The sequence below is a fragment of the Alteromonas oceanisediminis genome (genome assembly GCF_018474025.1).
Taxonomy (GTDB): Bacteria; Pseudomonadota; Gammaproteobacteria; order Enterobacterales; family Alteromonadaceae; genus Alteromonas_E; species Alteromonas_E oceanisediminis.
The window spans coordinates 208,623-222,311 of the sequence record NZ_JAHCTA010000005.1; the positions used below are offsets into that span (position 1 = coordinate 208,623).

Annotated in this window: 10 protein-coding genes; 5 read left to right on the forward strand and 5 right to left on the reverse strand. The window is 48.7% G+C overall.

Annotated elements, in window-relative coordinates; translation table 11 throughout:
• Positions 1–65: 65 nt before the first annotated feature.
• Positions 66–2,957, reverse strand: coding sequence for an EAL domain-containing protein (locus KIU71_RS10455; protein ID WP_214131222.1), 2,892 nt, complete (start codon positions 2,955–2,957; stop codon positions 66–68).
• 316 nt (positions 2,958–3,273) lie between these two features.
• On the opposite strand from KIU71_RS10455, the gene KIU71_RS10460 reads away from it, so the two are divergent.
• Together KIU71_RS10460 and KIU71_RS10465 are read left to right on the forward strand one after the other, a co-directional pair.
• Positions 3,274–3,576, forward strand: a complete 303-nt coding sequence (locus KIU71_RS10460) for a c-type cytochrome (protein ID WP_214131398.1) — start codon at positions 3,274–3,276, stop codon at positions 3,574–3,576.
• A gap of 82 nt (positions 3,577–3,658) precedes the next feature.
• On the forward strand, positions 3,659–4,333 hold the full coding sequence (locus tag KIU71_RS10465) for a glutathione S-transferase (protein WP_214131223.1): 675 nt from the start codon (positions 3,659–3,661) through the stop codon (positions 4,331–4,333).
• On the opposite strand, the gene recQ is transcribed toward KIU71_RS10465, so the two are convergent.
• Entirely contained in the window at positions 4,324–6,153 is a 1,830-nt protein-coding gene (gene recQ / locus KIU71_RS10470; protein ID WP_214131224.1) for a DNA helicase RecQ, read from the reverse strand. The genes KIU71_RS10465 and recQ overlap by 10 nt on opposite strands.
• Before the next feature lie 127 nt (positions 6,154–6,280).
• Here recQ and KIU71_RS10475 point away from each other — a divergent pair, with 127 nt between their 5' ends.
• Positions 6,281–7,621 carry a magnesium transporter gene (locus KIU71_RS10475; protein ID WP_214131225.1) on the forward strand — a complete coding sequence of 447 codons (1,341 nt, stop codon included), beginning with the start codon at positions 6,281–6,283 and terminating at the stop codon, positions 7,619–7,621.
• Between the two features lie 12 nt (positions 7,622–7,633).
• Entirely contained in the window at positions 7,634–8,548 is a 915-nt protein-coding gene (rarD, locus tag KIU71_RS10480; RefSeq protein WP_315853277.1) for an EamA family transporter RarD, read from the forward strand.
• On the opposite strand, the gene KIU71_RS10485 is transcribed toward rarD, so the two are convergent.
• Together KIU71_RS10485 and uvrD are read right to left on the reverse strand one after the other, a co-directional pair.
• Positions 8,531–9,778, reverse strand: a complete 1,248-nt coding sequence (locus KIU71_RS10485; RefSeq protein ID WP_214131226.1) for a diguanylate cyclase — start codon at positions 9,776–9,778, stop codon at positions 8,531–8,533. The genes rarD and KIU71_RS10485 overlap by 18 nt on opposite strands.
• 44 nt (positions 9,779–9,822) lie before the next feature.
• Positions 9,823–11,991, reverse strand: coding sequence for a DNA helicase II (gene uvrD, locus KIU71_RS10490; RefSeq protein ID WP_214131227.1), 2,169 nt, complete (start codon positions 11,989–11,991; stop codon positions 9,823–9,825).
• A 155-nt stretch (positions 11,992–12,146) separates the two neighbouring features.
• Between uvrD and cysE the strand changes: the two genes are divergently transcribed.
• Positions 12,147–12,959, forward strand: a complete 813-nt coding sequence (cysE, locus tag KIU71_RS10495; RefSeq protein ID WP_214131228.1) for a serine O-acetyltransferase — start codon at positions 12,147–12,149, stop codon at positions 12,957–12,959.
• 7 nt (positions 12,960–12,966) lie between these two features.
• On the opposite strand, the gene KIU71_RS10500 is transcribed toward cysE, so the two are convergent.
• A complete protein-coding gene (locus KIU71_RS10500; protein ID WP_214131229.1) occupies positions 12,967–13,686 on the reverse strand; it encodes an HAD-IA family hydrolase in 720 nt (239 codons plus the stop codon).
• Between the last annotated feature and the right edge of the window lie 3 nt (positions 13,687–13,689).

Below are 13,689 nucleotides of genomic sequence, written 5' to 3' on the forward strand. Positions count from 1 at the left end.
CACCACTTGAAAACCTGTCCCTAATGTTGGGATGGAATACGCTAAAACAAGCGGCTTCTGACAGGTTAGGTACGCGGTGAGTTGTGGTCAAAAGGGGCAAACTCAAGCAACGGCTGCGGTGTTGCAATACCATAGCCTTGAGCAAAGTCGACCCCCATTTTGCCGAGTTGAACCTTGATTTCGCTGCTTTCAACAAATTCCGCGACCGTTTGCATACCGATCGCTTTAGCCACATCGTTAATCGAACTGACCATCGCCATATCAATTGGATCCGTTAGCATGTCGCGCACAAAACCCCCATCAATTTTAACATATTGAACGGGCAACTGTTTTAAATAGCCATACGACGAAAATCCACTGCCAAAATCATCTAAGGCAAAAGTGCAGCCCAATTGGCTAAAGGTTTTGATGAACTCCAACGTTTCATCCATCTTGATGATGGCCATCCCTTCCGTGATTTCAAAACAAATTTTGCTGTAAGACACGCCAAACTTTTCAAACGCATTTAACACAAAAAGTTTAAAATCGCGATCGGCAAGCGACTGACCACACAGATTAATATTACATTTTATGAGACTTTGCTGATGCTCACTGTTGGCGCCAAGCCACTGAAAATAATGATGGATAACCCAGCGATCGATTTTGGCACCCAGTGAATAACGCTCAGCAGCAGGTAAAAAAGCGCCAGGAGGCACCATGTCACCGTCGGAGGGCTGCATGCGTAAAAGCAGTTCGTATCGGTGCCCTTGCACCGACTCGTGTAGCGGCTGGTAGTGTTGGTAGTACAGGCAGAATCGGTCTGTTTCCAGCGCCGTGTTGATATGTTCCAGCCAGTTTAATTCGTTCTCGTAACGTTTGGTACTGACGTCATCCTGAGAATAACGGTGAATTTGGTTTCGCCCACGTTCTTTGGCGATATAGCAGGCAGCATCGGCCATACTCATCATTTGCTCTGGAGAACCGATATGCGGCGCTCGTTCGACTAAACCGATACTCACTCCCAACGAAAAAACACGGTTTTCCCACATAAACCGAAAGTCAGATACGACATTAAGTAAACGATTGGCCAATAAAAATGCTTCATCACTACTGGCATCAGCCATTAACACCCCAAACTCGTCGCCGCCCAGTCGCGATAGCAAACCTTTCTTCCCCACGCATTCATCGATTAAGTGGGCCAATTGCTGCAACAGCACATCGCCCGCTTTGTGCCCGCAGGTATCGTTGACCACTTTGAATTGATCGAGATCGAGATACAACATGGTGAGTGGCGCATGCTCGCGAAAGGGCCGTTGTAAACGACGCTGTAACTGGCGCTCAAATTCACGCCGGTTGTACACGCCGGTGAGTGAGTCATGCGTGGCTAAATATTCAAGGCTGATATTTGATTGCTTTCGTTCGGTAACATCAAATATCGACCCATACAAGAATGTACGTTCACCATCACTGTGCAGTTGGCAAGACAATGAAAACCAGAATTCTGTTCCGTCTTTTCTGCGGCCTTTGAATTCTCTGCCTAAGACGGATTTTTTCTCCAGCAATTCACCGATAAGCACATCGCGGTCATTTTTATTCGCGTAAAACTCATTGGTATTGTTAATGCTGCTCAGCATGTCGGATTCGCTATCGTAGCCGAACAACTGCCACATCGCTGGGTTGACCGACACTAAATCCCCGGTCGGTGTCGAGGTGTACAATCCCTCGGCTGAATTCCGGAACAGCTGGTAAAACTGTTTGAGGCTATCAATTCTTTCTTCCTGCTTTGATTGCTCAAAGCGGAGGATGACTTTTTCATTGGCTTCAATGGCAACGCCGATACACATCATGCTCAGGATGCTGAGCACAACAACAATGGCAATAATGACTGAACTTGGGTAGCTGCCATCGGTAAAGTAATACAGATCGATGCTGCTAGCACAGACTAAACACAACCAACCCAGTAAATAGATTTTACTGGGGCTGCTACTAAAGCGGTTGCGGTAATGAATAGCCATCAATGACTGGCTTATGATGCATAAGCCGATGACAACAATATTTGTTTGGATCAACCACTGCGACTCGCCAAATATCGAGTTGACAGCGATGAACGTGGGTAAACTGTAGGATATAAGGCGTAAAACTTTGGGCGTATTGGCAAACAGATTGCGCGACACTTTCGCCATGCTAAACATCAGCATCGCCAGTAGCAGGCCATTAAGAGGGGTATTCAGCGAGGTTATTTGGCTGAGTTGGCCAATAAACCCTTCGATATTCAGCACCGCCAACAGTAAGCTTAAACATGTCACCGAAAACCAAAAACGCACAGAGCTACGCAGTAACGAGTAAGTCACTAAGAAGTACAGTGTGAATACAAACAGTGCACCGATGAAACAACCAAATAAAACTTGCTGTGCTTGTTCTTGTGCAAGCCATATTTCAGCTTGATACACGGAAACCGGCAACAACAAATGACCATCATCGGCAACCCGGATGTAGACGCTAACCTGATCGCGCGGCATCACGGAAAACGGCAGCACGAAATGGCGGTGGTCAATGGGGCGAAGCGCAAAGTCGCGAGAACTACCGGTTAAGAATGACTGCACAATGCGATTCTTGTCATCCAGCACAAACACATCGATGGCATTCACCGAAGGTTCAGCGATGGTGAGCAATAAATTGGCTTCGAAGTTTGTGTCATTACGCAAAGACGTTCTGATCCACAGACGCTGGTCGTCGCTCAAAGGGTCAGTTGACCAGCGAGGTTGCCAGTCAGAACGAATTTTCACATCACTGAGCTGGATCTGAGCTGGTGAGCGCAAAGACTCAGATGCATTTCGCAATGATTGCTGTGAGAAATCATCAGTTATGTGAATATGAGCTGGTGTATCTTGCGCCGATGCAAGTGGCGCAGTGAGACACGCGACAAATACTAAAACCCAAAAGCCACTTAGCCACTGCTGCAGAGTATGCTGACTCAAAGTGATGACAACCTGTAAAAACGAGCTGATTTTGACTAATACTAGCGGGTGTTGAGATTAACTGCTACAACTGAGCGCTATCCCATTGCTTTCAGATGGGGGCGAGTGGCTCCATTGGTTTACATGCGCGTTAAAGATGATAACAACGCAACACCCACTGCGGGCTAGATAAGCGTTGCACAGCTACCAGTGAGGTAAGTGCTTGCAATTGCTCAGCGTAAGCGTAGCTTAATTGCATTATTACCGTCGTTTTTGTCGAATCGAATAAGGAATAGGTATGCGCCGTTTTTGCTTTTCACGTACGTTTACTAATTTGATGGCTGTCGTAGGCTGCATTTTATTGAGTCACTCCTCCGCCAGCGCCGGAGATGCGCAGGCTGGCAAAGAACGCGCTGTCGTGTGTGCAGCCTGCCATGGAGTGGATGGTATTTCAATCATACCGATGTACCCTAATCTCGCCGGCCAAAAAGAACTGTACTTAATTGATGCGCTGAAAGCCTATCGAAGTGGCATGAGAAAGCATATGCTAATGACGCCCCAAGCGGCGGCTCTGAGCGACAAAGACATCGAAAATCTCGCCGCTTATTATACCAGTTTAGGCAATAAGCCAGTTGAATAGAGTGAATTAGTCTAACGCAATGTAAACCGAACAGTCGGCGAGCCTGTATGCATAGCATGTTAACTATTAACAAGGTCTCTCAATGCTGGTTCTTCATTATTTAAACAACTCCCGTTCTCAACGTATTCTCTGGTTGCTGGAGGAGTTAAATGTACCCTATGAGTTAAAGGTATATCAGAGAGACCCGAAAACCAATCTGGCTCCCAGCCAATTAAAGCTCGTGCACCCACTTGGCAAGTCACCGGTGTTGACCGATGGCGACGCCACCATTGCTGAGTCGGGCAATATTATCGATTATTTATTACAACGTTACTCGAATAACGCGAGCGATGACGTGAATACCCACCCGAGTGACAAAGAAAAACAAGAACACTCATTCTGGTTGCATTACTCAGAAGGCAGTTTTATGCCCCCTTTGGTCGCCAAAATGGTGCTAGACAAAGGGCGCGCGAAAGCCAGTCCTTTTTTCGTTAAGTTCATTGTCAACAAATTTGTTGATGCGGTGATGGACGCCTATTTCGGTCCTAATATCGCTGCCAATCTTGAGTACGTAGAACGGCACTTAATCGATAGGCAATGGTTTGTCGGTGATGCGCTTGGAGCCGCAGACTTTCAAATGAGCTTTCCTCTCGAAGCGGTTGTCGCCAGACAAGGGCGTGATCGATTCCCTGCAATTACCGCGTTTGTGGACCGAGTCCATCAACGGCCCGCTTATAAAGCAGCGTTGAAGAAAGCGCCCAAATACGATTACGCATAGTCACCCTCTGTGGCCGCGTCAAGGTAGTTATTAATGGCGAGCAGAAATGGCTCGCCATAGCGTTCAAGCTTGGTGGCACCCACACCACTGACTGCCAAAAATGCGGCTTTATTGGTTGGCAGGAGACTGGCCATGTCAGCCAGAGACGCGTCACTGAAAACAACAAACGGTGGCACGCTATCTTCATCAGCAATTGATTTTCTCAAATGCTTAAGCCTTGCAAACAGTGCTTTGTCGTAATCTTTACGTGCCGTATTGGCTTTGCTTTTGCTGATGGTTAAGCGTGGAATCGCTAGTTTAATCTCAACGTCACCACGTAAAACGGCGCGCGCTGCTTCGGTCGGTTTAACGCTCGCGCCGTCAGTGATGTCAATGCGAATGAGTCCTTTATGAATAAGTTGATTGAGAATGCTATGCCAGTATTCGTCGTTCTCTGACTTGCCAATCCCATACGTAGACAAATTCTGATGACCACTTTCAGTGATACGCCGGTGTGATTTGCCACGCAACACATCGATCAAATATTGCCCTGAAACCGACTCACCAATGCGCAATATGCACGATAGTACTTTTTGCGCTGTCACCAGCCCGTCGAAATGTTTAGGTGGGTCCAGACAGACGTCGCAGTTTCCGCACTCTTGGTCAGCGTACTCAGAAAAGTAATTCAATAGCACCTGACGACGGCAGGTTTGTGCTTCAGAAAAAGACTCCATCGCAGCAAACTTTTGTAATTCGATGTTCTCACGATCACTGTTGCCCATACTGATCCATTGTCGTATACGAGCACCGTCTTTTTCATCGAATAAGAGCAAAGCTTCTGATGGCATACCGTCGCGTCCGGCTCGGCCAGTCTCCTGATAGTAAGCCTCAATGCTGCGTGGCACATCATGATGGATGACGTAGCGCACATTACTCTTATTGATGCCCATACCGAACGCCACTGTCGCGACGACAATATCAATCCGGTCTGTCAAAAACTGACGCTGAATGCGCTGGCGTTCATCACTGTCTAAACCCGCATGGTATCCTGCTGCTTTAAAACCACTGCGGTGAAGTCGCTGGCTCAAATCATCCACTTTACGTCGGCTGTTACAATAAATGATGCCACTGCCATCTTGCTGTTTAACATAAGCAACAACCTGGTCAAACGCCTTATATTTCGGTAGCACGTTATAGCGGATATTCGGTCTATCAAAGCTACTTTTTAAGACTAGTGGTTCTTGTAACCCCAATTGGAATTGAATATCGGCTTGTGTTGTGGTGTCAGCTGTCGCAGTGAGCGCCACCACCGGGACATCGGGAAATCGTTGTTTCAATAACCCAAGTTGCCGATACTCCGGCCTAAAATCATGGCCCCAATGGGATACGCAATGCGCTTCGTCGATAGCAAATGCCGCAACAGACCACGCCGACAGGCGCTGCAAAAACCGTCCTTGCACCAGCCTCTCGGGAGCTACGTACAGTATCTTAATAGTGCCTTCAGTCACTGCCGCAAATGTTTGTTCGATGGTTGCATCATCGACACTGCTATTCACAAACGCTGCGTTAACGCCATTAGCGCCTAACTGTTCAACCTGATCTTGCATCAATGCAATGAGCGGCGAGACAACGATGGTTACGCCATCCATCAGTAAAGCCGGTACTTGATAGCACAGCGACTTGCCGCCACCGGTTGGCATGAGCACCAAACTGTCGCGACGCGCTAATGTATTCTCAATCACGCTTTCTTGCCCCATTCTAAAGGCGTCGTAGCCAAACACCGAGCTGAGGATCTCACGTGGCGTGCGTTTTTGAATATCTTGGGACGATTGGTTATGCATTACTGAGGCAAATTGGTGATAACATGAGTCCAGCAAAATTGCAGTGAATACTGCGTATGATACGCGTTTTACCCTGTCGCTTCACTGTCTATATGATACAAGTCGGTACATTTTAGGAGAAGTCACCATGAATGAACAATTGCCTGATTTAATTGAAGAGTTGGTGAGCACTCCTGCCCAAGAGGCGTCTGATATAGCGCGCTCTGCTGCCATGTTAGAGCAAGACGATACCGCGATCGCATTTATTCTGGAGTCGTTGCCGGTTGAGCAGCGTATTGCCACGTTTAAAGCTCTGCCGAAGCACCGCAAATTAGATGTGCTGGTTGAAATGCGTTCGGATCCGCGAGAAATCCTTATTGATGCTACTGAGCACAGTGAATGGAGCAGTATGTTCAGCGACATCGACGCTGAAGACCTGCTAGAACTCACCGACTCATTGCCGAATCGATTGATTGACCGTGCCTATGAAGCGCTCGATTCTCAACAGCAAACCTATTTCAACGATGCTAAGCAATTCCCCGATGATCAAATAGGGCACTGGTTAAATCACAGTCTATTGGTGCTGCCTTTGAACGCTAAAGTGCGAGATGGGCTGCGTTTGGTGCGCAGGGGGGTGCCTGATTACTGTGATTCAATTTATCTGGTTAATCGCTCCGGCCAGTTTGCGGAAGTGATCAAAATATACCGTTTATACGGTGCTGCCGACCATTTACCACTGGTTGAATTGGCAGAAGAAACGGTATCGACTCTCAAAGGAAGCGACGAAAACGTTTCAGCTTCACTGCTCGTGCAGCGCTCAGGTTTCGCATCGCTGCCAGTGGTAGACGATAACAACAAGCTGCTAGGCCGTCTTGATATCGGCTCTGCCAGTGAACTGGTGAATGAACATTACGAGCGACAGGTGATGGCAACAGCCGGTATGGATGAAGATGAGGATTTGTTTTCTCCGGTGGCAAAAAGTGCTCGTAGCCGTGCCTTGTGGCTAGGCATCAATTTGATTACCGCATTTTTGGCGTCGTGGTTTATCGGCTTATTTGAGGCCACTTTGCAACAAGTGGTGGCGCTGGCAGTATTGATGCCAGTAGTTGCCAGCATGGGCGGCATTGCGGGGAGTCAAACGTTAACTCTGATTGTGCGAGGCCTTGCGCTAAAGCAGGTTAATGCTGCCAACATAAAAGCGCTGATACGCAAAGAATTTAAAGTGGGCGCGGTGAACGGCGTGATCTGGGCTGTGGTGGTCGGCGTTATTGCTTTCTTCTGGTTTGCGAATCCGCTGCTGGGTGTGGTTATCGCTCTGGCGATTTTACTCAATATCATTGCCGCCGCCGTCGCTGGCGTATTTTTACCGGTGTTACTTGAAAAACTTAAGATCGATCCCGCGTTGTCGGGCTCGGTGATACTCACTACTGTGACCGATATCGTTGGCTTTGTGGCGTTTTTGGGTCTGGGTAGCCTGTTTTTACTGTAGGATGACATACGCGTGACAGCTTCTGAACAACGCACCAAAGCCGGTGTCCTTTTTGCCATTGCGGCGTACAGTATGTGGGGCTTTGCACCGCTGTATTTCAAATTGCTGGTGTTCATGCTCGCAACTGAAATTCTGGTGCATCGCGTGGTTTGGTCGATTGTGATATTAATCGGTCTGATTGCGCTGCGGCGTCAATGGCCACAGATTAAACGGGCATTTCGCTCGCCCAGAGTTATGCGAACGCTGCTATTGGCAGGTCTGCTGCTTGCTGGAAACTGGCTATTGTTTATCTGGGCGGTAAACAGTGACAAACTGCTTGAAGCCAGCTTGGGGTATTACATTAATCCACTGTTTAATATGTTATTTGGCCGCCTGTTTCTGGCCGAGCGCTTACGCCCATTGCAAAAGCTCGCTGTTCTGCTTGCGTTGACAGGGGTCGTTATCGCCGTGGTTGGTTTGGGATATTTACCATGGATTGCACTGACGCTAGCGATATCGTTCTCACTTTACGGGCTTCTACGTAAAACTGTCGCCGTGGATTCGCTTCCCGGGTTATTTGTGGAAACGTTAATGATGCTGCCATTTGCATTGGGTTATTGGCTTTGGTTTGCCAGTAGCGCCAGTGACATGGTGTCTAATGAATGGTACGTCAATAGCCTACTACTCGCTGCTGGTGTGGTTACGACGGCACCTTTGCTATGCTTTACGGCGGCCGCGCGGCGAATTCAGTATACGACGCTGGGTTTTTTCCAATACATCGGCCCAAGCATCATGTTTGTGCTCGCGATATTTTTATTCGATGAACCCTTGCATACCGCCCGGCTGGTTACCTTTGCCTTTGTGTGGTCTGCGTTGTTGCTGTTCTGCTGGGATTCGCTCAGACATTATCGTTTGCAGCGCAAACTGATATTACGCGAGCAAGTCTGACTGGAGTTGGTTACGCCCACTGGATTTAGCCCGATACAACAGCTCATCTGCTTTGGCGAGCATCGCGTCCAGATTTTTACGACCTTGGTGGGTTACGCCGATGCTGGCGGATATAGGAATATCTTGTTGTTGATGGCGAATGGGGCGCTCACGCACTGCCCGGCGAAATGATTCTAGGCTTTTGTCCACTTCCTCGGCGGCAACGTTTGCGAAATACAGGCAGAATTCTTCACCGCCGAACCGAGACACATTGTGGTCAGAAAAGTGGTTCGCGATCAGTTTGGCGACTTCTTTAAGGACTTTGTCGCCCGCGTCGTGACCGAACTGGTCATTCACGCGCTTAAAGTGATCTAAGTCGATTAGAGCGACGCTTTGCAAAGCCGGTGATGTCCGCGCCACGTGGTTGACGGAGTAGAAGAAATGACGCCGGTTAGGCAACCCGGTGAGATAGTCTGAATTAGCGGCACGGCGAATAGTCTCAACATTCTCAATGTACTCGACGTTTTGCATGATCCTAACCAGAAACTCTTCATGGCAATAAGGTTTCTGCAGGAAGTCATTGGCACCGCTTTTGATAAACCTTGCAGACAGCAAGGCGCTATTGCCAGAAGATACCCCAATGATAGCCAGTTGTTCTTTTGGCCAGGACTTTCGCAGTTCAGCGACAAACTGTGTGCCATTCATGTCGGGAACTTTAAAATCAGTGACTATCAGCTGAACATTGTCGCGCTGGTGCAGAATATCTAACCCCTCTTGGGCACTGCTAGCTTCAAACGTTTCAAAATTGTGCCGTCGCAACAATGACGCCATACTGGTGCGACTACTGCGCATATGGTCGACGACCAATACGCCAATGTGTTTGTTTTTTTCCATCCGGGCGAGCAGGCGACTCAGATAGTCGTAAACTTGCGTATTTTCTTTTGGAATGTAATCAACGACTTCTTTGCTCAGCACATGAGTACGGGTTTCTTCGTCTAACCGGCCGGTAATCACTATCGTGGGAACGAAGCTGGCGATGGCGTAGTCGATGGCTTCGCCATGCGGCGCATCAGGTAGGTGGTAGTCAACCACGGCGCACAGAAACTCCTCAGGATTGGACTGCGAAAATAAATGTTTGGCTTCGGTCAGCGTAGCAGCACATATCGGCATCAATTTAGCCTGCTGCACTAGCCTGGTGACAAGGTTCATGCTAACCGCACTGTCCTCAATCACTAATACCTTGCGCTGCATTGCATACCTAATGGGTAGAAAGAATCAACACTATACCAATGGATTTAAAGTTTAGACAACTTTGCATAACTTAATACCAGCCACTTTGTGCCAAAATCATCAAAATTCACTTGCACTCGCGCTTGCCCGCCGGAGCCCTCGTAGTTGAGGACCGTTCCATCCCCAAATTTTTGATGCATCACCCTGTCGCCCAGAGCAAAGCCACTGTCATCAAAGGCATCTAACGAGGCTGCTGCACTGAATCGGTTGTGTACCGGGCGGCTGATGGTAGTACGTAGGCGTATTTCCTCAATACACTCTTGCGGCATTTCCTTGATAAATCGAGAGGCCGTATGAAATTTATCCTGACCGTAAACACGCCGCGTTTCTGCGTAGGTGATGAATAGCTTTTGCATGGCGCGGGTCATTCCGACATAGCATAGGCGACGCTCTTCTTCGAGCCTGCCAGGTTCTTCGTATGACTGCTGGCTTGGGAACATCCCTTCTTCTACCCCTGCCAAAAAGACCATTGGGAACTCTAAGCCCTTAGCGGTATGGATAGTCATCAATTGCACGGCGTCTTGATGGCTGTCTGCCTGTGACTCACCTGCCTCTAACGAGGCGTGTGCCAAAAAGGCATCCAGCAAAGACATATTTTCAACCTCATCGGGCATTTCAAACTGCTTGCACGCAGACACGAGCTCTTCTAGGTTTTCAATTCGCGCCTGAGCCTTTTCGCCTTTTTCAGCTTGATACATCGCATACAGTCCTGAGCGGCGGATAGCAATGTCGGCTTGCTGTTCCAGCGACTGGTCCTGAACCTCTTTCTGCAGGGTGAAAATCAGGTCAACAAAGGCCTGTAGCGCACTAGCCGCTCGACCTGATAAGCGTTTTTCAGTCAACAACGTCAGTGATGTTTGCCACAACGACTGTTCCATCGCGCGAGCATTTTCACGTACTTGAGTCAGGGTTTTGTCGCCGATGCCTCTAGTCGGCGTATTGACTACACGTTCAAATGCGGCATCGTCGAGCGGTTGGTTGATCATACGCAGATAGCCCAGCGCATCTTTAATTTCCTGTCGCTCGAAAAAGCGCAATCCGCCGTAAATTCGATAGGCGACTCGTTCATGCAATAAAGCCTCTTCCAACACGCGAGACTGTGCATTGCTGCGATACAAGATTGCGCAGTCTTCTAACGCATTACCGTAGTCAGACCAGCGCTTGATTTGCGAAACAATAAAGCGTGCTTCATCGAGCTCATTGAATCCAGCGTAAATACCGATGCGTTCGCCTTCTTCACCGTCGGTCCACAACTCTTTACCAAGACGGCCTGAGTTATGGTCGATAACCGCATTGGCGGCAGTGAGAATATTCCCGGTTGAGCGATAATTCTGTTCAAGGCGAACCGTAGTGGCAGTGGGGAAGTCATTTAGAAAATGCTGTATGTTTTGCACATTTGCACCGCGCCAGCCGTAAATAGACTGATCGTCATCGCCCACGATCATCATGTCATTGTCACCGGTTGCCAGCAATCGTAACCAAGCGTACTGAATGTTGTTGGTATCTTGAAACTCGTCCACCAACACAGCTCTGAAACGCCGTTGGTAGTGAGCCAGCAACGACGGATTGTTGACCCACAAGTCGTGCGCCCTGAGTAGCAGTTCCGCAAAGTCGACCAAACCCGAGCGGTCACAGGTTTGTTGATACACTTCGTATATTTCCCGCATCTTTATCTGCGTTGGATCGCCGTGGGTTTCAATATGCTGGGGGCGTAACCCCTCATCTTTATTGCCATTGATAAACCACTGTATTTGTTTGGGCGGATAGTGCTTTTCATCGAGGTTCATGCTTTTTAAAACGCGACGCACTAATCGATATTGATCATCTGAGTCGAGGATCTGGAAACTTTGCGGCAGCTTGGCCTCTTCAAAGTGGCTGCGCAATAAGCGATGTGCCAAGCCGTGAAAGGTGCCGATCCACATGGACTGCAGCGATTGACCCATTAAATTCTCAATGCGCCCACGCATCTCTCGTGCTGCTTTGTTAGTAAAGGTCACCGCGAGTATGCTGTGTGTCGCGATATGTTCTACTTCAATCAACCACGCGATTCGGTGAACCAGAACACGTGTTTTGCCACTACCTGCTCCGGCCAGAACCAACATGTCAGAAGGTTTAGCGGCTACGGCGTCGCGCTGTTTATCGTTGAGGTCATCAAGGAGTCTGGATACATCCATCAGGCTGCTTTACCCTGGTTTCATCAAAACGCTAAAGTATACAGATATCTGGTCATTTATACAGCACTAGGGGAATCACGGCTCGGTGAAAATCGTCTATTGATTTTCCGCGTCGCGACCCCACCACATAAACTTAACGCCCAATGAGTGCAATCATGAAGACTTCACTTTACACCGACTCTGCGACACAACCTTTTTGGCAGACGTTAAAACAGCAAGCCCAACACACTGCCTCGCGTGAGCCGCTGTTGGCAAGCTACATTCACGCCTGTTTAATTGCGCATCACAATTTTGAAAGTTCTTTAAGCTTTATCTTATCGAACAAGCTAGCCGATGAGGTGATGCCTGCATTGGCGATACGCGAAGTATTCGAGCAAGCTTACTTATTGGCGCCGAGCATCAGTGAAGCCGCTGTCGTTGACATACAGGCTGTCGTCGATCGCGACCCTGCGGTCGATTCATACCTGCCGGTGTTGCTCTATTTCAAAGGTTTTCAAGCCGTGCAGGTGCATCGTCTTGCTCATTATTTATGGCAACAAGGCCGACATGACTTGGCGCTTTTTATCCAAAGCCGCAATTCAGAAGTCTTTGCGGTGGATATCCACCCCGCCGCGCAAATTGGCAAAGGCGTTATGTTCGACCATGCCACCGGGATCGTCATTGGAGAAACAACAGTCATCGAGGATAATGTCTCGATCCTGCAAAATGTGACTTTAGGCGGTACCGGCAATGAATCTGGTCAGCGCCACCCCACGATTCGCGCCGGTGTGATGGTGGGGTCTGGAGCAAAAATTTTAGGCAACATTGAGGTCGGTAAAGGCTCTAAGGTGGGTGCCGGTAGTGTTGTACTTGCGTCAGTCCCTGCGGGCGTGACTGTCGTCGGTGTGCCAGCTAAGGTCGTTGGCAAACCCGACTGCACCATGCCATGTCAGTCGATGCAGCAAAATGTACTGAACGATAAAAAGTGAATCGCGTTTATTCGGTGAGTGTGAGCAACTCGCTGAGTTGCTGAAGTTCCACGGTTGGCAGCACCGCGACCTCTTCGTGACCCAATCGCATCGGCCGATTGACAGCAAACCAAGCAGTTTGCATACCGCATTGATGAGCACCGAGCACGTCTTTGATCAAATGATCGCCCACATGAAGAATCTTGTCCGGCTGAATGGCTAAGTGATCCAGTGCAGCGTTGAACATGGCAGCATGGGGTTTGGCGGGGTAGTCGAGCGAGGCCTGAAAATTCGCTTGAAAATACTGTGCAATACCGACTTGCTGCAGATTTACATTCCCGTTGGTAATGGCAATCAGCGGGCATCGCTGACTGAGCTCAAACAATAAAGAATCAATAGTCTTGTTCACCGAAAATGCACTGCGTGCTTCGTAGAATAAGCGATAGCCCGTGTCTGCCACGCTTTCTTGCTCAGCCTTGGAATAGCCAGCTTGCTCGGCTAAACGCTGCAAAATCTGCAGCCTTAATTGGCTCATGTCGGAACCAAGACGTGGGTCTTGTGCAATACACGCTTGCCGAACAGATTGCCATTGCGCAGCGATGAGTGCAAAAACCTCAGGGTGATGTTCAACCAAATGGTCGCGCAAAACCTGTTCCGCCCGCTTGATTATCGGTAGGTTGTCATACAGCGTGTCATCTAAATCAAAGGTGATCGCAGCGGGTGGCTGAAAGCGTCGATAAAATATCATAAT

Bases quoted from the DNA above. Each gene is read 5' to 3' on its own strand.
- uvrD (WP_214131227.1), bottom strand. From the start codon at position 11,991: ATGGATGTATCCAGACTCCTTGATGACCTCAACGATAAACAGCGCGAC.
- KIU71_RS10500 (WP_214131229.1), bottom strand. From the start codon at position 13,686: ATGATATTTTATCGACGCTTTCAGCCACCCGCTGCGATCACCTTTGAT.
- cysE (WP_214131228.1), top strand. From the start codon at position 12,147: ATGAAGACTTCACTTTACACCGACTCTGCGACACAACCTTTTTGGCAG.
- KIU71_RS10475 (WP_214131225.1), top strand. From the start codon at position 6,281: ATGAATGAACAATTGCCTGATTTAATTGAAGAGTTGGTGAGCACTCCT.
- KIU71_RS10485 (WP_214131226.1), bottom strand. From the start codon at position 9,778: ATGCAGCGCAAGGTATTAGTGATTGAGGACAGTGCGGTTAGCATGAAC.
- KIU71_RS10465 (WP_214131223.1), top strand. From the start codon at position 3,659: ATGCTGGTTCTTCATTATTTAAACAACTCCCGTTCTCAACGTATTCTC.
- KIU71_RS10460 (WP_214131398.1), top strand. From the start codon at position 3,274: ATGGCTGTCGTAGGCTGCATTTTATTGAGTCACTCCTCCGCCAGCGCC.
- recQ (WP_214131224.1), bottom strand. From the start codon at position 6,153: ATGCATAACCAATCGTCCCAAGATATTCAAAAACGCACGCCACGTGAG.